This window comes from Flavobacterium anhuiense, from assembly GCF_001705175.1.
In the GTDB taxonomy this organism is placed as follows: Bacteria; Bacteroidota; Bacteroidia; order Flavobacteriales; family Flavobacteriaceae; genus Flavobacterium; species Flavobacterium anhuiense.
The window spans coordinates 2647540-2672201 of the sequence record NZ_CP016907.1 but is presented as its reverse complement, the minus strand read 5'-3'; the positions used below and the strand labels follow the sequence as shown (position 1 = coordinate 2672201).

Below are 24662 nucleotides of genomic sequence, written 5' to 3'. Positions count from 1 at the left end.
CCATTTAATAATATTCAAAAATACAAAATTTCATGAAGCATATAATTTCAGCGTGCTTTTTTTTATTCAGTTTATGTATGTCTGCCCAGAGCGTTACCGTAACTGTAGATCAAAATGTAACTTTAAAAGAATTCTTCAAACAGATTGAAAGTCAAACCGATTTTAAATTTGCTTTTACAGATCAGATAGATACCAATAAAAAGTATTTTACTCAAAAAAACACGTATAAGAATATCGAAATGAGCAAGCTTATTACGGAATTGAACCAAACTTCGATTGTACAATTTTCTATAGTTGGAAGCAATATTTTTGTTAAGCAGAAATCTCAGACTCCAAAACCAGCCAAAAAAAAAAGCAAGCTGACCGGCCACATTTATGATGACGAAAGACAGCCTGTTATTGGCGCCAATATTTTTATTAAAGAACTGGAAACTGGCGTTGTAACAGACGCTAATGGAAAATACAGCATTGATGTCCCAAACGGAACTTATACTGTACAGGTAAGCTATGTTGGATTTAAAAATGAAGAAAAACGTGTTTCTGTTTCAGACGATACCAAAGTGAACTTCAATATAGATTCAGACAGCCAGCAATTGGGAGAAGTTATCGTAATGAACAATAAAGCGGTTGATATTAAAACCACTCAAATGAGTGTGAATAAGCTTTCAATGCAGGAAATCAAAAAAATTCCTGTTGCAATGGGAGAACCTGATCCGTTAAAATCAATTTTGACTTTGCCGGGAGTTACCAATGCGGGAGAAGCTTCTTCGGGTTTTAATGTCCGCGGTGGTGCAGCCGATCAGAATCTGATTCTTTTGGATGGCGCTCCGGTTTATGCCGATTCGCACATGTTTGGGTTCTTTTCTATTTTTAATGCCGATATCGTTAATGGTTTAGATTTGTATAAGGGAGGAATCCCGTCAAAATTTGGAGGACGTGTTTCCTCTGTTTTAGATGTTACGCAACAAACGGGAGATTTTGAAGAATATAAAGTAAACGGAGGGATCGGAATTATCTCAAGCCGACTTTTAGTTCAAGGTCCGTTGCAAAAAGAAAAAGGTTCGTTCATCCTTTCCGGACGTGCCTCGTACGCGCATTTGTTCATGAAACTGGCAGATAATAACAACTCTGCCATGTTTTATGATTTGAACGCTAAATTAAATTATCGTTTTAATGCCAAGAATTCATTGTCTTTTTCTGGTTATTTTGGAAATGATATATTTGATATTAATGATCGTTTTGCCAGCACTTACGGAAGCACAATGGGTATTTTGAGCTGGAAACATAAATTTTCTGACCGCGTAAACAGCAATTTATCTACTTTCTACAGTGATTATAGATTTAATCTGGAAATCCCGATTGAAAGTTTTAAATGGGATAGCAACATTGCGAGTTATGGATTGAAATACAACTGGAATTTCCAGCAATCAGAGAAATTTAAAATCAATTACGGAATTGATGGTTTGTATTACAATTTCAACCCAGGAGTTGTAAAACCGACTTCTCCAGATTCGCAGTTTAATTATATGCAGCTGGACAAAAAATATGCTCTAGAAGCTTCTGCTTTTGTTGATTTTGAAAATCAGATTACTGAAAAACTGAATTTCCGTTATGGACTGCGCTACAGCATGTTTTATCGTTTAGGAGACGAAACTATCAGCACTTACGAAAATGGTCAAGCGGTTGTATACAATCCGTTATACAAAATTTATGAAGAAGGAACGCCCAACGGAAGCATTTTGTACGGAAAAGGAAAAACCATCAGCAAGTTTAATAATTTTGAACCTCGAGCTGCCTTGTCTTATGCCTTTAACGATGAAACTTCTATAAAAGCAAGTTACAACAGAATGGCGCAGTACATTCATATTTTATCAAACACTCAGTCTCCTCTGCCAATGAGCATCTGGACACCAAGCGGACCTTTTACAAAACCTCAGCTTTTGGATCAGTATGCTATGGGGTATTTTAGAAATTTCAGAGATGGAGATTACTCTTTAGAAACCGAATTATTTTATAAAAATGTTCAAAATCGTATTGACTATATTGACGGCGCTGATGTTTTGGCTAACAACAATATTGAGCAGGTTATTTTAAACGGAAAAGCCAGATCTTACGGAATGGAATTGTTATTCAGAAAAAACACTGGTGTTTTTACAGGATGGATTTCGTATACTTTATCTCGTGCTGAACAAAAAACTCCTGGAAGAACTCCCGAAGAACCCGGAATTGCAAACGGCGACTGGTATTTATCTGGTTATGACAAATTACATAATCTAAGCATTGTAGGAAGTTATGAACTGAATCCGAAATGGTCTTTTAATGGTAATTTTACTTTACAATCTGGTCAGCCGGTAACGTACGCAAATGGCTATTATGAAATGGGAGGCATTCATGTGCCAAATTATTCTTTGCGAAACGAAAACCGTTTGCCACTTTTCCACCACTTAGATGTGGCGGCAACGTACACGCCAAAACCAGACAAAAAGAAAGGATGGCAAAGCTATTGGGTATTTAGCCTTTACAACATTTACAACAGAAAAAATGCGACTTCTATGAGCTTTACAACCAATGAAGATACAGGTGCAAATGAAACCAGAAGACTATCTATTTTCGGAATTGTTCCTGGGGTTTCTTATAATTTTAAATTTTAATGCTATGAATAAATTGAAAAAATATACGATAATGAATAGAGCACTGGCATTAATAAGTCTTCTTTTTGTTTTTTCTTTTGCGTCATGCGAAGATGTGGTCAATCTGGATCTGGAAACTGGCGAAACCAAGTTGGTTATCGATGCCGAAATTATCTGGAAAAAAGGAACTGACGGAAAGGAACAAACCATAAAAATTAGTAAAACTGCTCCTTATTACAGCGGTACAACTCCAAAAGTTTCAGGCGCGCAAGTACGAGTTGAAAACAGTAACGGAGATGTTTTTACCTTTAATGAAACCGAAGCAGGAGTTTATAAATGCACCAATTTTCTCCCTGTAGTTGACATGGAATACAAGTTATTTATTACTGCCGAGGGACAAAGTTATACTGCGGTTGAAAAACTGAGTTCTGCCACTCCAATCAATAAAATTGAACAAAAAATAGTTCCTGATTTTGGTGGAGAAGATGTTATTGAATTGACATTCTACTACAATGACCCAGCAGATCAAGTTAATTTTTACGTAACCGATTACCAAAGTGAATTCTTGATTTATCCGGAATACGAAATTACCAATGACGAATTTTTCAATGGAAACGAAATCAGTACCAGATATTCTCATGAAGACATGAAATCTGGAAACACTGTCAAAATAACGCACAGAGGCGTCTCTAAAAATTTCTACAACTACTGGAAATTAATCTTGGAAGCTTCAAGCGCAAATCCGTTTCTTGTTCCTCCAGGAAACATTAGAGGAAACATTGTAAACACTTCTGATGCCAATAATTTTGCTTTTGGCTATTTCAGACTTTGCGAAGCCGATCAGGTTGATTATTTGGTGAAATAGAAAATCATTTTATAAAGACAAAAGCCTTAAACGAAATGTTTAAGGCTTTTGTCTTTTCCACTCTTCTTTATTTATTTGATACACAAAATTCAATTTTGGCTTTTCTCCGAAGTAAGCCACTTCTTCTTCAGCGGCTTTTTTGGCTCCTACTCTCGAAATTGCAATTTGTGATCGAATATTTTCTGAACCAATATGAAATTTCACATTCGAAACATATTGAAAAAGATAATCCAGCATGGTCTTTTTTACACTTTGGTTCACGCCTTTTCCCCAGCATGAAACCGCATAAAAAGTATAGCCGATAAAAATACTATCATCTTCTGGATTGAAATCGTAAAATCGTGTACTTCCGATAAATGCTCCTGTTTCTTTACTTATAATTTTAAAGGCGCCTTTACTTTTCATGGCTCCTTCAAAAAAGTTTTCGAAAACTTCTTTTTTCCATCGGTCTTTATTTGGATGCTGTTCCCAAATTTTAGGATCGGAAGCTACTTTGTATAATGCTTCAAAATCGTTTTCTTCTAAAGGAGACAAAATGCAAAGATCATTTTCTAAAATGGGTTGTAAACTAAAATTCATATTTTTTGCTGTTATAATACTAATTCTTCAAAAACAGATTCTTGCAAAAGTGCTACGTACAAAGATTCTATATTTTTTTTAGGTCCGTGTATCTGCCATTCTAAAACTACATGATCTAAATTACGGCGCTGCGTAATCAGTTTTGATTTTACGCCACTAGCAGAAAAAAGTTCTTTGCATTTTTCGAGACCATTGTCTGAACGTTTAAAAGTTATTCGAAGCGTTTTATGTTCGTTGATGAGGTCAATTTTATCCTGAAGAAATGTAAGCACCGTAAGAATAGAAAGAATCATTAAGGCCGCGCAAGCCGATGCAAAATAATAACCTGCTCCCACTCCCATGCTTACAGCTGCAACCGACCAGATTGTTGCTGCTGTTGTAATACCGGTAACATGGCTATCGGATCTAAAAATAACTCCTGCACAAAGAAATCCTAAACCAGTTACAATATTAGAAGCTATTCTATCTGGATTTCCTGCTCCGCCAATCCATTCGGACATAAAAGTGAAGAAACAAGCTCCGACTGAAATCATTATTGTGGTGCGAAGACCTGCCGCTTTTCCGCTATATTCTCTTTCGGCACCAATTAAAGCTCCCCAAAATGCTGCTAAAAGCAATCTTATGACAATTTCTAGTTCCATTAAAAGTCTTCTGTTTTTTCAAATAAAATTAAGGAAAAAACATAAAAAAAACTCCAAAATCAAAATGACTTTGGAGGTTTTCTACTTGCTTTACTTACTTATACTCTTCTTCTTTTTGCTTGTACCAATCTTTCATCACATAAAAAGCTTTCTTTTTAATTCCTTGATCTGAAATTAATCCTTTACGGTTGAAGAAATCCTGAATATTTGGCAACTGCCTTCTTGGAGACCTGAAGTCAACCAAAATCCACGGAGAAACTCCTGCCAAGCCTTCAATGCGATTGAACATTTGTGTGTTTTGAATGTATAATTCTTCTTGATATTCTTCGTTCCATCGTTCTTTTTTATCTCCATGACGACCTTGTAAGGCTTCGCCTCCGAATTCGCTGATAATAACCGGTTTGTTGTAGGGAATTACCCATTGCATGTCTTTGCAAGATTCGTTTGTTCCTCTGTACCAGCCCAAATATTGATTAAAACTTACAATGTCTACAAACTCGTTCATATTATCATGAAGTGTATTTATATTGTTTGGACTTTTAGTCACTTCCATTGCCATACTGATTAAACGAGTATTATCTTGAGTACGCGCATATTTTGCCAGTTTGCTTAAGAAAATATCTCTATCATCTCCGTGTGGCGTTTCGTTGGCGATTGACCAAATTACAATTCCACAACGGTTTTTATCACGATAAATCATATCATGCAATTGATGTTCTGCGTTGGCATAAGTATCTGGATTTGTCCATGAAATTGTCCAGTAAACCGGAACCTCAGACCAAATCATTAACCCCATTTTTTCAGCTTGTTTTACCATGTTTTCATTGTGCGGATAGTGCGCTAAGCGAACATAATTACAGCCTAATTCTTTTGCCCAATTCAACAACGTTATGGCATCATCTTCAGACCAAGCTCTTCCAGATCTGAAAGGCGCTTCTTCGTGAATACTGATGCCGCGTAAAAAGACTTTTTTCCCGTTTAACAGAATTTCTTTTCCTTTAGTTTCAATAGTTCTAAAACCAATTTGATCCGCAATATTTTCATCGGCCTTAGAAATGGTTACCTCATATAATTTTGGTTTTTCTGGCGTCCATAAAACTGGATTGGCTTTTATTTCAAAATATGCCGTTCCTTTTGCATCTGTAGTAATGTTCTTTTTAATTTTCAATTCAGGAATAGAAACTGAAACAGATTGGTTTGCTGTCTCACTATTCAGTTTTATCCAGCCAGAAATTTTTCCTTTTTCTTTTTTATCCAATTGAACCAAATAATCTTCGATATACGTATTCGGAACTTGAGCCAAAGTGACGTCTCTTGTGATTCCGCCATAATTCCACCAATCCATATTTACCGTTGGTACATTGTCTTTATGCCGTTTGTTATCAACTTTTACTACTACAAAATTATTTCCGTCAACTAATAAATCAGTTACATCAAAATTAAAAGGTGTGTAACCGCCAACGTGCGTTCCTGCCAATTTTCCGTTTACGTAGACTTTTGCGTCATAATTGACTGCTCCGAAATGAAGAATTTCTTTAGTTTTTGCATCTTTTTTATAATTAAAGTCTTTCTGAAACCAAACCGTTCCTTCATAAAAAAATAACCTTTGATCTTTCGAATTCCAATCTGACGGGATGTCTATTGTGGCAGAAGTTGCGAAATTATATTCGGTTAGGTCTGTGGTATTCCATTTTTTATTTTCGAAAAATCCGTTGTTTTTAAAAGGCATTAACCGGTAATCATAATAACCATTTTCTAGCGGATCTACGATATAACTCCATTTTCCGTTTAAAGTAATATTGTTTCGGGCCGCAATATTGGAAACTAACGGAATTTCCTGTGCAATGGCTTTTCCCATAAGGAGAAAACTACAGCACAGCATTACAATTTTTTTCATAGTTTTTATTTTTAATTATATGGATCTAATTAATTTAAACACATAGAAACATAGTTCTCTTTGAGCATAAAAGACGTTTTACTTTCATAAATGCACATAGCTATATTTTATCTGCTGATCTGTTAAATCTGCGGGCTGATATTTCTCTCGCAGATTTGGCAGATTTTATTTTTTAAACACATAGAAACATAGTTCTCTTTGAGCATAAAAGACGTTTTACTTTCATAAATGCACATAGCTATATTTTATCTGCTGATCTGTTAAATCTGCGGGCTGATATTTCTCTCGCAGATTTGGCAGATTAAGCAGATTTTATTTTTTAAACACATAGAAACATAGTTCTACTTTGAGCATAAAAGACGTTTCACTTTTATAAATACACATAGCCGGATTTTACTAACAAAGTTTAGCTATGTGTTAGAAACTAGTTTCTTTTAGTATCCTTTATTAAGTCTAAAAAACCTATGTTTCTATGTGTTTAAAAAAAAATTACATTTTATCAAAATAACGCGTCAGTTCATAAGCATTATCATTAATCAATTTCATTTCTTTTAACAATGGCTGATAGGGTTCGAAATTGCTATTCACAATTCCTTTGTTTGAATCTCGATTTGAGTAATCTGTACTTAAATCCTGTGGATCGTTGTCCATATATTTGAACCAATGCCAGCCTACAGAATTTTTATTTTTCAGTAATTCTAAAGTGAAATTCTGATAAAAAAGTCCTCTTTCTTTTTGTGTTCTAACCAGCCATCCTGCACCTGTATTATTTGGCAATCCAGAGTCTTCTCCTTTAGTGTACCATTCCGTAATTAAAAATGGTTTCCCTGACCATTCGCCCCAATTATTCATCAACTCCTGACTCGGTTCCCATTTTCTGTAATGATTGATCGAAATGATATCCATATATTTTCCAGCTACTTTAAAAATTTCTGGATTGGTCAATTCCTGTTCTTTATCCTGATTGAAACGACATCCTAAATACATATGGTTTGGGTCTGCTTTTCGAAGCGCATCAGTTACTTTTTTCATATACGTTTCAAAATAAAAAGCCGTAAATGCCATTCGGTCTTCCTGAGTGATATCAGATGCCGAAGCATTAAACCCTTTTCTTTTATCCAACCATTCTTTTGCAGCAATATAACCCTGCTCATCTTTGGCCAATAAAGTTAAATGTTTATCTAATGCGTCGTTATACCAAGGCAGTTCATTATCTGTAAAATAACCCATCAAATACTTATCATTTTTGTACTGAGAAATCTCTTTTACCGATTTTTCGATGTAGGCATCAAATTCTTTATCAAAAACCATAACCAAATCAAAGCGGTAATTTTGCCAGCTCGCTTCTTTATATTTTCCTCCATATTTTTTAATATGATCAGCATGATACATTCCCATTGGAGAAATAATCACGGTATACACTAGTGGGTTTTCTGCATTTCTAACCAAATCAACATTTGACCACGCTCCTACGCCATTAAATCCGTTATCTCGAAGTAATTTTGATTCTTGGTTTACCCAATTTTCCTTGCTTCCGAACTTTTTATCAAATGCTTTCTGCTGATTTACTGAACGCCCCGCATTGAAAACGGCAACACCCTTAAAAATATACGGATATCCTTCCGGATCGATAATCCACCATCTGTTGTCTATTTTTTCTGTTCTAAAAAATCCTGTTGCTTCTTTCTGCCACATTTTAGAACCGCCGTAAATCGAACCTGGCAATTGCTTTTTTATTTTAAATCCAGGCAGTTTATCAATAGTTTTTGCATCATAAGCTACCCATTTTGGATCTAAAGCATTTTGTCTGGCTTCGACTTTTTGATAAGTGATTTTATTCTGAGCATTCAACGATATTAAACTTGTAAAACAGAATAATACGCAAATGGAATGTTTCTTTAAATTCATTTTTTAATTATTTTTTTGAGAGGAAATAGGTGATCTATTTTTTAACACATAAGTCCCGATAGTTATCGGGGCTATGTGTTAAAAAAATTATTTCGATAAATAAATATGATCGAAATCGAAAGTATAGTTGTTTAAAGCTCTTACATCTTCTGGATCAACGCTTCTTAATACTAGAATATCTTTGATTTTGGTTAAATCTAGTGCAGGGTTTTGTTTTTTGTAATCGGCAATCGGGATTTTAACCATGTTCCAACTTCCATCTCTTTTTAGTCCATACAAATTGCTTGTTGCATCAAATTCTACATAGCCTGTATTAGAAGCATCTTTCATTCTGAATCTGATTTTTCCAGTACTTGTAGTTCTTACTGCCATATTGATATAAGTGTAAGATGAAATATCGGTAACATTCACAAACTGCAAAATTGCCATTGCCCATTTCGCTTCCGTTGCAGGCGGTGTTGCAGGAAGAGAGAAATTTCTATAAGCCCCTTCATATCCATCAGTTGCCACTTCTTTTATCACAAACTGATTGCTTGAAACCCAATTTAGAACGGGAGCGGTTTTAGTAAAATCAGGATTTTCAGAGTAGATTTTAAGTGCATCAGCTGGAATAACAATTGGCGGAGTTGGCGGTGCTTCGACCTCAACTGTAAATGTTTTCTTTTGAATGGTATTATCTACAAAAGTGATTTCTAAAGTAGTCGTAAAAGTTCCAGCTTTGGTATATTTTACTTCAACATTAGGCTCTATTGAAACCCCTGGCGAACCGCCTTGAAAAGTCCATTTTATGGCACGCACTTTTGTTGACGAATCGGTATAAGTTACTGTTTCTCCTCCTTTTATAGCGGTATTTGTTGAAGTTGCATTTAATTCTCCTTTTTTGTAAAGGTACACTTCCCGTATATCGTCTTCGCAGGAAAGCAAACCTACAAAAAGCATTAAAAGGAAATATTTTAATTTGGGTATGTGGGTTAGTTTTATTTTCATGATTTCGGTTTTTTGGTTATTATTTTATAGAAAATAGAACAGAGATTATAGAGAAAAGACTTCTCATCAAATCTTATTTCTTCTCTTCCTTTCTATATTCTATTCTCTATATTCTATATTCTGCATTATTTCAATCCTTCTAAAAATCCTTGGTAAGCTGGTTTCTTATTATAGTCAGCATCCAGAAGCAGTGGATATTCTTTGTAATGCCAAAAGCTTGTCAGCCAAGTATATTTATCAGTAACTCCCCAAGTGGAAATAGCAAATTTTTGATTTTGAGGCAATTCTTCATACATGGTTGTGATATACTTATACGTTTCAGACTGTTTTTGAGCTTCGGCATCTGTAAAAACATATGAATCTGATTTGCTTGTATTTACTTTTATATCCAATTCTGAAATATGAATTAACAATCCTGTTGAAGCCATATCTGTAAAACCAGTTTTCATGGTTTGTCTGTTGGTATCTGTTGCATAGTGAAACTGATCTCCTAAACCATCAATCGGCACTCCGTTGGCTTTAAATCTGGTTACCATTTTTTTGATGGAAGCTCTTTTTCCTGCATCTAAAACCACGCTATAATCATTATAAAATAATTTTGCGTCTGGATCAGCTGCTTTTGCATATCGGAAACATCTTCCGTAAAATCCGATTGGATCTTTAAATAATGAATTGATTACTGTTTCGTTTCGCATAGCACCGCCATCAGCAAAAACTTCATTGACAACGTCCCAGCTTTTTACTCTTCCTTTGTAACGGCCAACAACATCTGTGATGTAAATTTTTACTTTTGACTCGAATGCAATTGAATCGTATTTAGCATTTTTAAACCACTCTGGAAATGAATCGTACCAAACTAAAGTATGTCCATGAACTTCTAGATTATTGTCTTTGGCAAAACCTACCAAATAATCGGCTGCCGTAAAATTATATGCTGTTGAAGAAGTCCAGATACTTGCCATTTTCATTTCGAATTCGGCTGTAATCTGGCTGTAATGTTTTAAAACGGCATTTTTAAAATTAGCTTCATTTTGCAAATCTTTCATTTTGACTGCGGCGCCAATTTTAAACTTTGCTTTTTCTTTTAAGGTCTGTGTAATCGGATTTGGATTTCCCGAATCGCCCTCATCTGCATTTATAAAAACTACTTTTTCGTCATTGCTGCAGGATGCAAACAACAAAACGGTAAGTATACCAAGAATATATTTTTTATTGATCATTGTGAGTCTGTTTTAAATCCGGAAGTCAGATCAGGATATTCTAACTTCCGGATGGGTTATTACTAACTTTTAACCTTAACTTTTTGGGTGTGATTTTTTAAACACATAGAAACATAGATTTGTTTTGAACATAAAAGCGTTTCACTTGTTTAAAATTCACATGGTAATCTATTTTTCTATGCGTTGAATCAATTAATTATATCCAACATTAAATCCTTCTGGTTTTCCCATCAAATCAATCTGGCTCTGTGGAATTGGCATGTTTACCATTGCTGGAGTCATTTTTAGCGGTACTTCTCCAGAAATAGTTCCGGAAGGACTTGAACGGAAATAGAGATTTTGTCTTTCTACCAAAAGCCCAAGCCTTTTCAGCAAAAACCATCTGTTGTTTTCGAAAGCTAGTTCTCTGGCTGATTCATCTAAATAGTTGTTTAATGTCCAAGCTGTCAAATCGTAAGTGGTTACGGTACTTTCAGGATTTCCAGTATAACCTCTTCGTCTTACTTTGTTTAAGTATGCCAGCGCTTTGGTATCATTCCCTAAATTATGATGAGCCTCAGAAGCCAATAAATAAGTTTCAGCCAGTCTGTAATACATATAATCTTTGTAGCTGTTTGAAGTCATTGGCAGTTTTTCTGAATCGTGGTATTTTTTCAAACTCCAATGCCAAGCTCTGTAATTTCCATTTGGAGCTGCAATGGCTGGATTGGTAATGGGCTGTCCGAATTTTGGATTACTTGGCACATTGATTTTATAATCCTGATAATTATCTGAATAATAATAGGTTTTAAATCTCAAGTCGTTTGCCTGGTCGTATAATGATTTCAAGTAATTATTTGGATAAAACCAACCTAAAGCCTGACCTCCATAAGCCACGTCTTGAACCAATTCGCTTGCATTCAATTCATAAGTCCTATGTGTAAAAACACTGCTTAACCAAGAACCACCACCACCTGCCAAATTATCATCAGGCCCTAATAAAAAGTCTTTTTGATAGGTAAAAAGAGATTCTTTATGATTTCCGTTTTGTCCCCAAACATCAGCAAGAGCAACTAATCCGTGAGTTCCATCATTAATAATGGCATCAAATTGTGCTGCAGCTTCTGCCCAGTCTTGCTGCCATAAAGCGCTTTTCCCGCGAATATGTCTCGCAACACCTTGTCCGTAACGTCCTGGATCTACTTTAAAAGGAAGATTGGCGATTGCATAATCCAAATCTGCATCAATTAATCTATAAACATCTGCATCGCTGGCTACTTTATATTCGACTGGATCGTTGATGTTTTGTGGTGTTGTTGGAATCGTGTCAATTAAGATTCCACCATACATTTGTTTCAAATCTAAATACAATTCGCCTCTAATGACTCTTGCCTGTGCTACCAATCTTCTTTTAGCAGCATCGTCCATTTTTACTGATCTTGCCGAAGTAATAATAGCCGAACATCTGTCAATAATTCTATAGCCCTGAATCCATTTCGAACCTGTAAACGATTGTGGATTGTGCCCTGTTCCGTAAGGCGTATTCCAAGTTCTATGCAAACCTAAATCGGTTGCTACCATAAAGAATACATTGGCCCATAAATCGCTGTTGTCACCAGATGGCAGATTGTAATAACGCATCTGGTTGTAAAGTGCATTAACTCCAACTTCTAAACCAGCTGGAGAATTGTAGATATAATCTACAGAAACCTGATCTTTTACGTTTTCTTCCAGAAACTCTTCGCATGAGGTAAGTCCTAAAGAAAGTCCGAAAATCAAAACAAATAGAAAATTTATATTTTTCATGATCTTGTTATTTTTATTTATTGAATGTCTTAAACCTTAGAAACCTACCTGTAATCCTATAACACAAGTCACAGGTTCTGGATAATCGTATATTTCTTTTTCAGGGCTGTAAGACTGGTAATCTGTAATAGTAACCAAATTGCTGCCTGTTACATAAAGCCTCATATTGCTTAATCCTAATGGTTTTAGCGTGCTCTCTGGGAATTTAAATCCAAAAGAAATGTTTTGTAAACGAATGTATGAGGCATCCTGCAATCCTAGAGTATTGATATACGGCGGATCATTTCCGTCCCTTGGCCTCGGCCAGTTTCCTCCTGGGTTTTCTGGCGTCCAATAATCTTGTTTGATACCGTTTTTAACTCCTCTTAGAGAACCTCCACGCACATAATCGTATAAAAACGGGTTGTCTCTTGTAATGCCCTGAACCGTATAAATATCTGCTGAGAAATCAAATTGTTTATATTCTAAAGCCACAGAAAAAGTTCCGAACCAATCTGGCATTTTAGATGTAATTACCCTGTCTTGATCTGGATTCGGATTGGCTCCGTTTGACGGATCTGCATCCCATAATTTGATATCTCCTGGATATAAAGTAGTTCCAGTTACCAGCGGAATATTTTCTCCTTCCTGATAAATTCCAACTGCTTTGTAGCGATAGTAAACATCTATTGGTTTTCCAATAAACCATAAGTTTCCAACAGCGTCGTCTTCTCTTCCGTCTCCGTCTGCATCTTTTCCGTAGATGCTTACAATGCTGTTTTTATTTTTAGTAAAAGTGGCTCCAAGATTCAATCTAAAATCTTTTGTTTTGAATACATCTCCATTTAAAGTCACTTCCAAACCCTTGTTGTTTACTTTTCCAATGTTAGAAAGTTTGGTCGTATAACCTGTATTCGCGTTAAGCGTTTCATAAATCAATAAATCCGAAGTATCTGTATTATATACCTCAACCGTTCCTGTTAATCTGTTTTTAAATAAACCAAAATCAGCTGCCAAGTTTAATTGTGTAGAAGTTTCCCATCTTAAATCTGGATTTGATAATTGCGAACCTGGGACATAACCCGAAACTTTTACACCATTGATAATGTAATCTCTCTGTGTCGCTGTTGCCATACTTTGATATGGGTTCTGAGGCTGATTACCCACTTTACCATAACTTGCTCTCAATTTTAAATTGCTGATTACAGGAACGTGTTCTTTCATAAATTCTTCATTCGAAACATTCCATGCCGCATTGACGGCCGGAAAGAATCCCCATTTATTATTGGCTCCAAATACTGAAGATCCATCAGCTCTTCCTGAAACTGTAAAATAGTATTTGCTGTCAAAATCATACTCTAATTTTCCGGCAAAAGAAATCAACGATCTTTCATTTCCTCCAATTTCAGGCGTATTTAAGAACGCACTTTCTAAACCATAAATCCCAAGAATATCACTCGGAATTCTGCTCGCAGAGTTTCTAAAATCATTGTATTCTGATGAGGTAAGTTCATAAACTCCCGTTACGTTAAAATGATTTTTTTCGGCTACATTTAAATTATAATGTAAAATATTACTCAATTGATACTCTACATTATCCTGAAAACGAATATAACCGCTTCCTTGCCCTGAGTTTGCAATTCCTGAAAGTGATTTTGAAGTATTGAAAGACATCGCTTTGTAATTCCACGATCTGTGGCTGGCATTCAATTTATAGGTAAAACCTTTTGCCAGATTAATATCCAAAAACACGTTCATGATGTCGTTACGGTTCAATTCATTAGTATTCGTTTCGTAAACATCAATCAGCGGATTTGGTGTTTCTTGAATTCCTCCCGGTAGGTAACGGAAAGAACCATCTGGATTATAAACTTGTCCTAACGGAGATGTATTAATTGCATTATTTAAAATATTGCCCACATTCGGACGGTTAGATTCAGAAAACTGAAGCGAAACATTCATTCCAACTTTCAGCCAATCTGTAATTCTTTGATCCACATTGACACGCATGGCAACTTTTTCGTAATCCGAATTTGGAACAACTCCAGAAGTATTAATATAGTTGATACTCGAAAAAATACTTGTTTTCTCTGTTCCTGACGAAATACTAACACTGTGGTTGTTTGTTACACCAGTTCTTAAAACCAATTTTTCCCAATCAATATATTTTCCAGATTGAACAGATTCCAGTTCAAGCGGTGTGAAAACCTGATCGTCTGGACGATAAACCCCACCATTGCTTGTTCTGTAGGCTTCTCTTTTTAACTGCGCAAATTCTTCTCCGCTGTAAACATCAAAATTTCTGTTGATGGTTTGAATTCCAGAAAAACCGTTATACGAGATTTTTGCTTTTCCTGTTTTTCCTCTTTTGGTCGTAATTAAGATTACACCATTTGAAGCCCTTGCTCCGTAAATAGATTGTGCGGCAGCATCTTTTAAGATTTCCAAAGAAGCAATATCGTTGGCATTAATATCGTTAATGTTTCCGATTACGATTCCATCTGCAATAACGATCGGTTCGTTGCTTCCGTTAATCGATTTTTTTCCTCTAATTTGGATTGAAGAAGAACTTCCAGGTCCGCCATCATTTAAACTTACTTGTACACCGGCAGCTTTTCCACGAAGCATTTCTCCAACATCAGAAGTTGCCACTTTAGTCATGTCTCCAGGTTTTACCGAAGCCACAGAACTGATTACGTCACTTTTCTTTTTAGTCCCGTAACCTACAACAATAATTTCGTCTAAAGCTTGAGAACTTGGTTTTAAAACTACTTTTAGGTTTTTCTTGTTTTCGGTTTCCACCGAAACCTCATCCATTCCGATGAAAGAGAATACAAGTGTACTTTTTGGGGCAGTACTAATCGTGAAATTACCGTCGAAATCGGTTTGGGTTCCTTTTGTGCTTCCTTTTATATGGACGTTTACACCTGGAAGAGGCAATCCTGCATTATCGACTACTTTTCCAGAAATCGGACTTTCCTGTGCATTAATTGTGGTCGAAAAAATACACATAAACAGTACTAAAACTAGTTTTAGATATTTTCCTTCACGGCAAAACATCTTGACACGTTTGTTTTGTTTCATAAAATAATTGTTTGGTTAGTTAGATAGAAATCAGTCATGATTTATGTTGCAAATGTGACTAATAAATGATGGTTTTAGGGGAGGAAAACATTCGCATTTGGGGGCGTGAATGTGTTTATTTGTGTTTTAAGGGCTTTAAAAAGCATTATTCGTAATATAAACCTTAAAAAATTATGAGGTGGTTATTTTTTTTCGATTATTTAACCTCAAAGCTCGCAAGGAATAAAAGCGCAAAGTCCGCAAAGTTTAATATGCAACTTTGCGGACTTTGCGTAAACCTTCGCCTCCCGATAGCTATCAGGATTGCCGTTAAACTTTACTCTGAGCTCCTTTATATTCACTTGGCGATAAATTATAAAACTTCTTAAACTCTTTGCTAAAGTGTTTTCGATCATTAAAACCAACCATATAAGCAACTTCAGAAACTGAATAACTGGTATTGGCCAATAAACTCGCTGCTTTCTTTAAACGCATATTTTTAATGAGACCAGCCACTGACTGATTTGTGAGCGACTGTACTTTTTTATACAATACCGTTCGGCTCATTCCTATTTCGCTTACCAGATCATTTACATCAAAATCGGTATTGTCAAGATTGGCTTCGATAATCTGAATCAGTTTTTTGAGGAACTGTCCTTCAGGAGTATTTAGATTTTCCTGTTCTGTATCTCCAATAAATCCATCGCCATATTTCTGACGCATAATTTCTTTTGCAGATAATAAATTAGCAATCGTAAGTTTTAATTCTTCTATACTGAAAGGTTTCGAAATATAAGCATCAGCACCAGTCGAAAGCCCTTCGATTCTATTTAAAGTCGAAGATTTTGCCGTCAATAAAATAACCGGAATATGATTGGTATTTTGACTTGTTTTTAAAATCGTACACAATTCAAAACCATCCATTTCTGGCATCATCACATCGGTTACTATTAAATCTGGAATTTCCTTTTCCATGTATTCCAGCGCCTGGATTCCATTTGTAAATTTCAGCACTTTATAATCGGCATATAAAATGTCATACACAAAAGAGAGTACTTCTTCATTGTCTTCAATTACCAGAACGGTCTTTTTAAAAGTGTTTTCCGTATCATCCAAATATTCTGGTTCATAAAGATCAATTTCAGTTTTAACATCCGAAATCGGATTTGCATTTTCTTCGATTTTAACTGAATTTTCAACAATCTGCGATTTTTTAAAATGCTCTTTTCCTTTCTTCAATTTGATTGTAAATATGGTATTGAAATTAGCATCGGCTTCTGTCTGCACTTTTATTTCGCCATGATGCAGCTCTACAATGCTTTTGCTTAAAGCCAAACCTATTCCGCTTCCTAAATTGGCGCTTCCGCGTTCGTCCAGCTGGAAAAAGTTCTTGAAGATTTTCTTCTTTCTGTTTTCTGGAATCCCAATTCCATTGTCTTTGACTTTAATTTCGATATAATCTTCACCTTCCTTTTGTTCTACCGCAAGAGTGATACGGCCATTTTTACTGGTAAATTTAAAAGCATTCGAAAGCAGATTGTAGATTACTTTCTCCATTTGGTTTTTGTCGAAATAAATCAAAGCCGTATTAATATTCAGAACAAACTTATAATCGATTTTTTTCTCGACTGCAATTCCGCGGAACGACTCGTAAATATCAAAACAAAATGAAACAATATCCTGTTGTTCGCAATAGATTTTCATACTTCCTTTTTCAGCTTTTCTAAAATCCATTAATTCATTGACCAATTTTAACAATCGATCAGAATTACTTTTAATGGTTTTCAGTTTATGCTCAAGATTTGAACCTTTTTCGGCACCGCTCAGAAGTTCTTCAACTGGTCCGCTAATTAATGTCAAAGGCGTTCTAATTTCGTGAGAAACATTGGTAAAGAAATCCAATTTCATTTTATACAATTCTTCCTGTCTTTCTTTTTCAACTTGTTCCAAATAATAAGCTTGTTTTAATAATTCTCGATTTCTTAAAAAACGGAATAATAAAACCGAAGCACCAGCCAATAGTGCGATATAAAACAAATAGGCCCACCAAGTTTTCCACCAAGGCGGTAACATGATAATTTTTAAAGTTTTAATTGTCGGATTCCACTCTCCTCCTCCATTCGACGTTTTAATTTTCAGCAGATAAGTTCCCGAATTCAAATTGGTCAGGTTAATATAATGCTGTGAGCCTATCACATGCCATTCGTCTTTATTAAATGAGCTTTCCAATTTATAAGCATATTCATTTTTTTCTGGCGAAATAAAATTCATAGCACTAAACTCTAATCCGATGTATCCTTGATCGTGCTTTAAAGTGATTTCTGAAGTTTCGCTTATCCTTTTTTCCAAAAAAACCTCTTTATTTCCAGGTTTAATTTCCTCATTATTAACAATTAGCTTGGTTAAAACAATTGGTGATTTATCTTTTGTTTTAATTAATTTGGAAGGATTAAAAATGATTAAACCATTTGAACATCCAAAAACCAGTTCTTTTTCATTTAGTTTTATGCTGCAATTGTTTGAGAATTGCTTTACTTTCAAACCATCATTCGAAGAAAAAGAAGTGATTTCAAAATCTTTAATACTAGGAACAGGTTTTACATTTTTGGTTTTGATTTTATAAAGCAAATTATTGTCACTAATCCAGATATTTCCTTGGGCATCTTCTGAAATACTTTTGATGGTTTCATCTGTAAAACCCATCGAACGGTTGATTTCGAAGAAACGGCCTTTTTTTTCGTCAAAAATATTTACGCCTCCACTTTCTGCACCAATCCAAAATCGGTTTTTAGAATCGGTAAACATGACCGTAAGACTATTATTTGACAAACCGCTTTTAGGACCTGCTTTGAAAACTCGGGTAACTTGTTTTAACTTTTTATCGAAATAATTTAAACCGTATTGTGTGGCAATCCAAAGTCCGTCTTTTCTATTTGCAATATCTGTAATGAAATTATCACTAAGCGAATTGGCAGAACCATCGGCCATATAAATTTCGACCGTTCCGTCAGGCATTACTTTTTTCAATCCGTTGCCATTTGTTCCCACCCAGAGATCTCCGTTATCCATTAATAAAGACGTAATCGGACGTTCTCTTTCTTTGGAATCCTTTCGCGAAAGCGATATAAACTGAAATGTTTTAGTGTTTTTATTGAATTTGAATAACCCGTTGAAAGTTCCACAAAACAAATTTTGTTCGTTTTGATTCGCTAAAACCGTTATCATGTTCACGCTTTTGTCAAAATCATGAGCTTCAATTTGATAAGAAGCATTTTTATTATTTCTAAAATCAAGATAATTTAAGCCTCCGCCATTGGTGCCAGCCCAAACAGATCCGTCATTTTCCTTTATAACAGCATTAACAAAGGCTGTATTCAGTCCGAAATTTGGTTTTATGACTTCTCTAATATTTGTGAAATTGGTATTCGTTTTCTGGAAAAAATTAACTCCTCCTCCATTCGTACCTATCCAAATATCATTGTGACGATCTTTTAGAAAACATTTGACATCATCATCAGAAAGACTGTAATTCTGTAACGGATTATGCCCATATTTTGTAAACTCATTTCTGTCTTTTTTATAAACGCATAAACCATTTTTTGTGGCAAACCAGATCGTATTGCCATCAATAGAAACGATGTCATTTACCCAATTGGAAGACAAACTTCTTCTGTTATTTGCATTTAGAAGAAAATTGGTCACAGAATTTTTGCTGACTTCAAAACGAAAAACACCATTTGCTTCGGTAGCAAACCATAAATCGCCATTTTTTTCTTTAATAATTTTCCAGATTTTTGATTTTAGTAAAGCTTCATTTTCTGCCAAAACTTTTGGAAGCGTTTTTTTAGAACCGTTTTTAGGATCAAAACATTCCAAACCTTTAGATGTTCCAACTAAAACTCCGTAAGTTCGATCATAAAACAAAGACAAAACCCTACTTTTTCTGAATGGCGAATTATGATCGTTTGAGATTTCTTCCAACAGATATTTCTGTCTGTTCAGGCGTTTGATTCCGCCAAAAGTTCCAATCCAAATTCGGTTTTGATCGTCTTGAATTATGGATGAAATATAGTTTCTTCCGCCTTTTATTTTCTGAACGTCAACGCGCAAAAAGCTTTTTTCATTTTTATTAAAAAGATTCAATCCGTTATTGGTTCCAATCCAAAGCTGTCTTTCGTTATCTTCCAGAATTACATTTATATGATTGTTGCTGATGCTGTTCAGAATATCTTTATTGTAAACATATCGCAAAAAATCATATCCGTCATAACTGATTAAACCATTCGCCGTTCCAATCCAGATAAAACCTTTTTGGGTCTGATGAATACTCGAAATCATACTCTGCGAAAAACTGTTATCGTAGTTAATATGATCAAAGTACAAATCGGAACTTTGGGCAAATGAACTGATAGCAGTCGCAAAAAATAGAATAAGACTTAAAATGCAGTTTTTGATGTTTTTCATAAACAAAATAGAATAAACGCCCGAGTAATTTAATTTCAATAAACCTATGAAAAAAATCAATCGAATGCACTGCAAAATACCGCTATTACGAAAAATAAAGGAGGGAGTTTTTTCTTTTTAAGGGGTGTAGATGTACTTTATTGTGTTATTTCTATTTGGAGCTAATTCCAGCTATCCGCTATATCTTTTGTGGCTAACCCCGCCACAAAAGGATATCGCTCCTATCTGGGCTAGGGCAGTCATTTTCAAAAGTCCGTTTTTTATTGAATTAAAATTAGAAAGCTGATGTATCTATTTTTAATTTATATTTAATCAAGAAAAAAAACTGTTTTTTAAAACTAAACATGCAACAATTAGAAGATATCATAAAATACGTTTCAACTAAAAACAAAAGAAACCTCTTTACCTTTTTGACAGGAGCTGGACTTTCTTCAGAAAGTGGCATACCAACTTATAGAGGTGTTGATGGTATTTGGGTCAAAGGAACACAATTTCATAAACCAGAAGAATTTGGAACTTTTAAATACTTTAAAGAACATCCGGAAGAAGTCTGGCAATATTCGTTGTTTAGAAAGAAAATGTTTCAAAATGCCAAACCAAATGAAAGTCATTACGAATTGGTTGAAATTGAAAATATCCTGAAAGACCGATTTCATCTTATTACCCAAAACATTGATAATTTACACAGACAAAGCGGAACTGAAAGAATATTCGAAATCCATGGCAACAATAGAGAAATTAAATGTTCGAACGGCTGTAAAGAAATCGTAAATCTACCCGAAGAAATAAAAGGAAAAGAAATCGATGAAGATCTGACGGAAAGAGAAATAGAACTTTTAAAATGCCAAAGTTGCGGAAGCTGGATGAGACCTAATATTTTATGGTTTGATGAATATTATGATGAGAAAACAAATAAAAAATTCAGTTCTTTAAAAATTGCTAAAAATTCTGGAATACTATTTATTCTGGGAACTTCGGGCGCAACAAATCTCCCGATTGCAATTGCAGAAACCACTTTAAAATATGGAGGAACTATCGTTGATATTAATATAGAAGACAATCAGTTTACGGCTTTAATAAAAGATAAAAAGAATAAAATCATTATTCGAAAAACATCTACTGAAGCTTTAAAAATGATAAAGGAAATGATTAAAAACATACATATTTTCTCGTCTTGAAAAAAGTTTAAGAAATCTATTAGAAAAATTAAACATTACTACTATTATTAAATAGCCATTAGAGCAATAAATTTGAATTATATAAAATAAAACATTATGAATCTAAAACAACCAAATAAAATCAGAATTGATTTTGAAGATATTCAATGGGGTGACTGGGATTATGATGGTTGCCACAAAGTTCTATTTAACAATGAGCCATTCTCTGGATATGTTGTTTATGATCGACACGATAATGGGGATATTATGAACGAGATTGAATATAAAATTGGAAGCCATGTTGGTTGGGAAAACGAATATAACATTGATGGTACCCTTATCTATTCTTGTCTAACAGTTGGAGAAACAAGTTTAGAAGTATACAAGTATGATGATAATGGAAATCTTACAGATCATTGGAAAACCGTCGGAGATAATTATTATCAAGATATGACAATAAAATTTAACTTAGACTGACTAAGTATAGTTTTTCTTTGCTAGCCCAAGCAAAGAAAAAGATGAGAACATATTAATGATAGAATTTTTCGAAAAGTTTAATTATCATGAAAAATAAAAAAGTTGCAATTGCTGCAATAATTCTTTATTGTCTGCCATAATTTTTTTTGTAGTCGATTATTACACTGGAAAAATGTTTGAAAATTTACATCTATAACTAAACCACTCTGCACTGAAAGTGCAGAGCTTTGTTTGACGAGAGACTGAAAGTCTCTCTATTCTGAAAACTTTTTGTCAAAACAAAAAAGTCAAAAGATTATATTTTTTCGCATTACTAAAGTACTGCAATAAATTGCAGGGTTTTAAACCCGAATCTGAGACCAATAAAAAAAGCCATTTCATCTAAGAAATGGCTTCTGATTCTTTTATCAATCCCAAGATTTTACCGTAAGCTATCGCTGCTTTATGAACCTGAACTGTCCAATCTTCTGCTGCATTATCATCGGCTCCGTCAGAAATATATTTTAAGCTTAAAAACGGAATATTTTCTTTCATGGCAATCATGGCTAGAGCATACGCTTCCATATCAACCACATTGTACGCGTCTGAGCAATGTCCCATTTCAAAATTATCTCCCGTTCCGCAGATTCCTTCTTGAAGATTGTCCATTAACAAACCATATTCTAAAACTGGCGGTAAACCAGAAAGTGGCGTTTCGTATAATGCAAAACCTAAACCGCGAACGTCCATATCTCTTTGAACAAATTTGGTACAGCAGATTACGTCGCCCTTTTGAAAACAGCTGCTTCCTGCCGAACCTAGATTTATAATTACAGAGGGCTTTTTCTTTAGAATGGCTTTTGTCAGCTCATAAGCTGCGTTTACTTTTCCGATTCCAGTAATTAAAACATTGTGTCCTTTAAAAACTTCTGCTGCTTCAGATTCGAGCGCAAAACAGAATAATATATCTTCAACAGCAAATGATGCTGTTTGGTTAATTTGTATCATGCGTAAATTATTTTCGGTTTACAAAAATACGCTTAAAAGTTTACGTAGCTCTAACCTATATTAAAATCCAAAAAAGACGTTAAAGTCTGTTTTCTCTATTGTATTTTATGATATAAAAAATACATTTGCTAAAACCACTAAAAAAGTTTAAATCCAAAGTATAACTGCATGGATAATGAAAAATTTATTTTCTGCCTAGAAGGCGTTCGAGATATAGACGATCATAGCCCAACCCATGTGGTAAAATGTCTGGAAGAACTGGCAATTGACCAGGGCATTTCTAGCATTCATAAAACTTGCGATACGATTGAAGGTTTAGAAGAAAGTTTGAATATTTTACTTTACGAAGATCATAATTTCAAAGATTACGAAATTATTTATTTGGCAATGCCAGGTCAGGAAAACAACATCTGCCTTCACGATTATTATTACAGCATAGAAGAAATTGCCGAATTGTTTGAAGGAAAAATGAAAGGAAAAATCATTCATTTTGCCAATCTTAAAGTTTTAGATTTAAACGAAGAAGAAGCACAATATTTCTTAGATATTACTGGCGCTAGAGCTATTTCTGGGTATGGTTCTACTTATAATAAAATTGCCAGTTGCAGTACTATTGACAAAGCATTTTTTAGTCTGTATCAAGAAAACGACAATTTGTTTGAGGTTGTTGAGGATCTTTATACGAAACATTACAATTTATGCAAACTGCTTGATTTTAGATTATATTATTAAAATGAAAAAAAAGCAGGCTGAAAAAATCAAAACGTACAATCCAAAAGGCTTTCGGGAGAAATTTCTGGGAGAAGACAATCCTATTCATTTGCTTTTCAAGTCAAATTCGGATCATTTTTTCTGTCTTGAAATCGAAGAAATGATGCAAATGCAGCATCCTGTTCCGCCTTCTAAACATTCCTGCCATACTTTAATTTTTATTTCTTCGGGACAGCACAAGATGAAATTGGGACATCAGGAATATATCACAACTGATAACGAAATGATTATGGTGCCTGCCGGACAGATTTTTTCACTAGACAATATCAATAATATTCATAAAGGTTACATCTGTCAGTTTCATCCTGATATTTTAATTCGGAAATACGGCAGCCGTGAATTGTTGAATGATTTTGATTTTTTGAAGATTTCTGGAAATCCGAAAATCAAACTGGCTCTCGAAGATATTGCTCCCATTACAAACATATTTGAGCGATTGAAAAAGGAATATTCAGAGACCACGATTACAGATTTAAATATCGTACAGTCGTATCTGATTACGCTATTTTATGAAATGAATAAAAATGCTGTAAAAACTGTGAAAAATATTTCAGCTGCGGAAGCCATTACAACAAAATTCAAAGAACTGATTCATGATCATATAAAAACCCAACATCAGGTAAATTACTATTCTTCTCTATTGAATGTCACTCCAAACCATTTGAATAAATGTGTCAAGACCATTACAGGAAAATCTGCCGTTAAATGGATTGACGAAAACATATTGCTCGAAGCAAAATATTTACTCTTTCAAACCACTCTCTCAGTAGGGGAAATCGCAACACAGGTAGGATTTGAAGACCAATCTTACTTTAGCCGTTTTTTCAAAAAGACAGAAGGAATTTCTCCTATTCGATATCGAAAATTGATTGATAAGTCCCAATTATTGATTAAAGAATCCTAACAAATATGTAAACGTTTTTCAGAAATTTGCTTCCTCAAAAATGCAAACTATGATTTATGTTTTTAAAACCTCCGTTGATACCCAAGCCAAATTTGAATCGGCTTCTGTACTCTTAAATGAATTATTGCCTAATTCTCTGTGGAATTTTGATCTCGAAGATTGCGATAATATTCTGAGAGTTGACAGTGAATTGAATGTTGCTGCTTTGCTTGAAGACAATCCTGTTTTTGATTGCATCGAATTGGAATAAAATTTATAGGTCTTTATTTGTAATCAAATTGTATCAAAGCAGATAAAGATCAAATTAAAAACTAAAAAGCGGGATTACAAAAAAAAATTGTATCCCGC

17 protein-coding genes are annotated in these 24662 nt (G+C 34.6%); 7 read left to right on the top strand and 10 right to left on the bottom strand.

All coding sequences use genetic code 11. The annotated features are described in order from the left end of the window. Positions 1-32: 32 nt before the first annotated feature. Positions 33-2651, top strand: a complete 2619-nt coding sequence (locus BB050_RS11615; RefSeq protein WP_066033676.1) for a TonB-dependent receptor — start codon at positions 33-35, stop codon at positions 2649-2651. A 4-nt stretch (positions 2652-2655) separates the two neighbouring features. Continuing rightward, the gene (locus BB050_RS11610) at positions 2656-3495 is read left to right on the top strand and encodes a DUF4249 domain-containing protein (RefSeq protein ID WP_066035148.1); all 840 of its coding nucleotides are present in this window, start codon (positions 2656-2658) and stop codon (positions 3493-3495) included. Between the two features lie 39 nt (positions 3496-3534). Here BB050_RS11610 and BB050_RS11605 read toward each other — a convergent pair whose 3' ends face one another. The 9 genes from BB050_RS11605 to BB050_RS11565 all read right to left on the bottom strand — a co-directional run bounded on the left by BB050_RS11605 (position 3535) and on the right by BB050_RS11565 (position 20018). After that, positions 3535-4074 carry a GNAT family N-acetyltransferase gene (locus BB050_RS11605; RefSeq protein WP_066033675.1) on the bottom strand — a complete coding sequence of 180 codons (540 nt, stop codon included), beginning with the start codon at positions 4072-4074 and terminating at the stop codon, positions 3535-3537. Between the two features lie 11 nt (positions 4075-4085). Further along, positions 4086-4715, bottom strand: a complete 630-nt coding sequence (locus BB050_RS11600) for an MgtC/SapB family protein (protein WP_066033674.1) — start codon at positions 4713-4715, stop codon at positions 4086-4088. A 94-nt stretch (positions 4716-4809) separates the two neighbouring features. After that, entirely contained in the window at positions 4810-6612 is a 1803-nt protein-coding gene (locus BB050_RS11595; RefSeq protein WP_066033673.1) for a glycoside hydrolase family 2 protein, read from the bottom strand. A 489-nt stretch (positions 6613-7101) separates the two neighbouring features. Continuing rightward, positions 7102-8520 (bottom strand): hypothetical protein, encoded by a 1419-nt coding sequence (locus BB050_RS11590; protein ID WP_066033672.1) that lies wholly within the window; start codon positions 8518-8520, stop codon positions 7102-7104. A gap of 87 nt (positions 8521-8607) precedes the next feature. Continuing rightward, on the bottom strand, positions 8608-9507 hold the full coding sequence (locus BB050_RS11585) for a PKD domain-containing protein (protein ID WP_066033671.1): 900 nt from the start codon (positions 9505-9507) through the stop codon (positions 8608-8610). A 125-nt stretch (positions 9508-9632) separates the two neighbouring features. Beyond that, the gene (locus tag BB050_RS11580) at positions 9633-10727 is read right to left on the bottom strand and encodes an endo-1,4-beta-xylanase (protein ID WP_066033670.1); all 1095 of its coding nucleotides are present in this window, start codon (positions 10725-10727) and stop codon (positions 9633-9635) included. A gap of 192 nt (positions 10728-10919) precedes the next feature. Next, positions 10920-12512, bottom strand: coding sequence for a RagB/SusD family nutrient uptake outer membrane protein (locus BB050_RS11575; protein ID WP_008464727.1), 1593 nt, complete (start codon positions 12510-12512; stop codon positions 10920-10922). Positions 12513-12548: 36 nt separating this feature from the next. Beyond that, complete coding sequence (locus tag BB050_RS11570) at positions 12549-15575, bottom strand: SusC/RagA family TonB-linked outer membrane protein (protein WP_066033669.1); 3027 nt, start codon at positions 15573-15575, stop codon at positions 12549-12551. Between the two features lie 309 nt (positions 15576-15884). Beyond that, the gene (locus tag BB050_RS11565; RefSeq protein WP_066035147.1) at positions 15885-20018 is read right to left on the bottom strand and encodes a hybrid sensor histidine kinase/response regulator transcription factor; all 4134 of its coding nucleotides are present in this window, start codon (positions 20016-20018) and stop codon (positions 15885-15887) included. A 344-nt stretch (positions 20019-20362) separates the two neighbouring features. Here BB050_RS11565 and BB050_RS11560 point away from each other — a divergent pair, with 344 nt between their 5' ends. After that, a complete protein-coding gene (locus tag BB050_RS11560) occupies positions 20363-21196 on the top strand; it encodes an SIR2 family NAD-dependent protein deacylase (RefSeq protein WP_066033668.1) in 834 nt (277 codons plus the stop codon). A 96-nt stretch (positions 21197-21292) separates the two neighbouring features. Continuing rightward, complete coding sequence (locus tag BB050_RS11555) at positions 21293-21652, top strand: hypothetical protein (protein ID WP_008464721.1); 360 nt, start codon at positions 21293-21295, stop codon at positions 21650-21652. Positions 21653-22033: 381 nt separating this feature from the next. Here BB050_RS11555 and BB050_RS11550 read toward each other — a convergent pair whose 3' ends face one another. Beyond that, on the bottom strand, positions 22034-22639 hold the full coding sequence (locus tag BB050_RS11550; protein WP_008464720.1) for a 5'-methylthioadenosine/S-adenosylhomocysteine nucleosidase family protein: 606 nt from the start codon (positions 22637-22639) through the stop codon (positions 22034-22036). A gap of 168 nt (positions 22640-22807) precedes the next feature. On the opposite strand from BB050_RS11550, the gene BB050_RS11545 reads away from it, so the two are divergent. The 3 genes from BB050_RS11545 to BB050_RS11535 are packed head-to-tail and all read left to right on the top strand — an operon-like array spanning position 22808 to position 24564. Then, positions 22808-23371 (top strand): DUF6642 family protein, encoded by a 564-nt coding sequence (locus tag BB050_RS11545; protein WP_008464718.1) that lies wholly within the window; start codon positions 22808-22810, stop codon positions 23369-23371. 1 nt (position 23372) lies between these two features. Further along, positions 23373-24314, top strand: coding sequence for a helix-turn-helix domain-containing protein (locus tag BB050_RS11540; protein ID WP_066035146.1), 942 nt, complete (start codon positions 23373-23375; stop codon positions 24312-24314). A 49-nt stretch (positions 24315-24363) separates the two neighbouring features. After that, positions 24364-24564 (top strand): hypothetical protein, encoded by a 201-nt coding sequence (locus BB050_RS11535; protein ID WP_008464714.1) that lies wholly within the window; start codon positions 24364-24366, stop codon positions 24562-24564. Positions 24565-24662 lie beyond the last annotated feature (98 nt).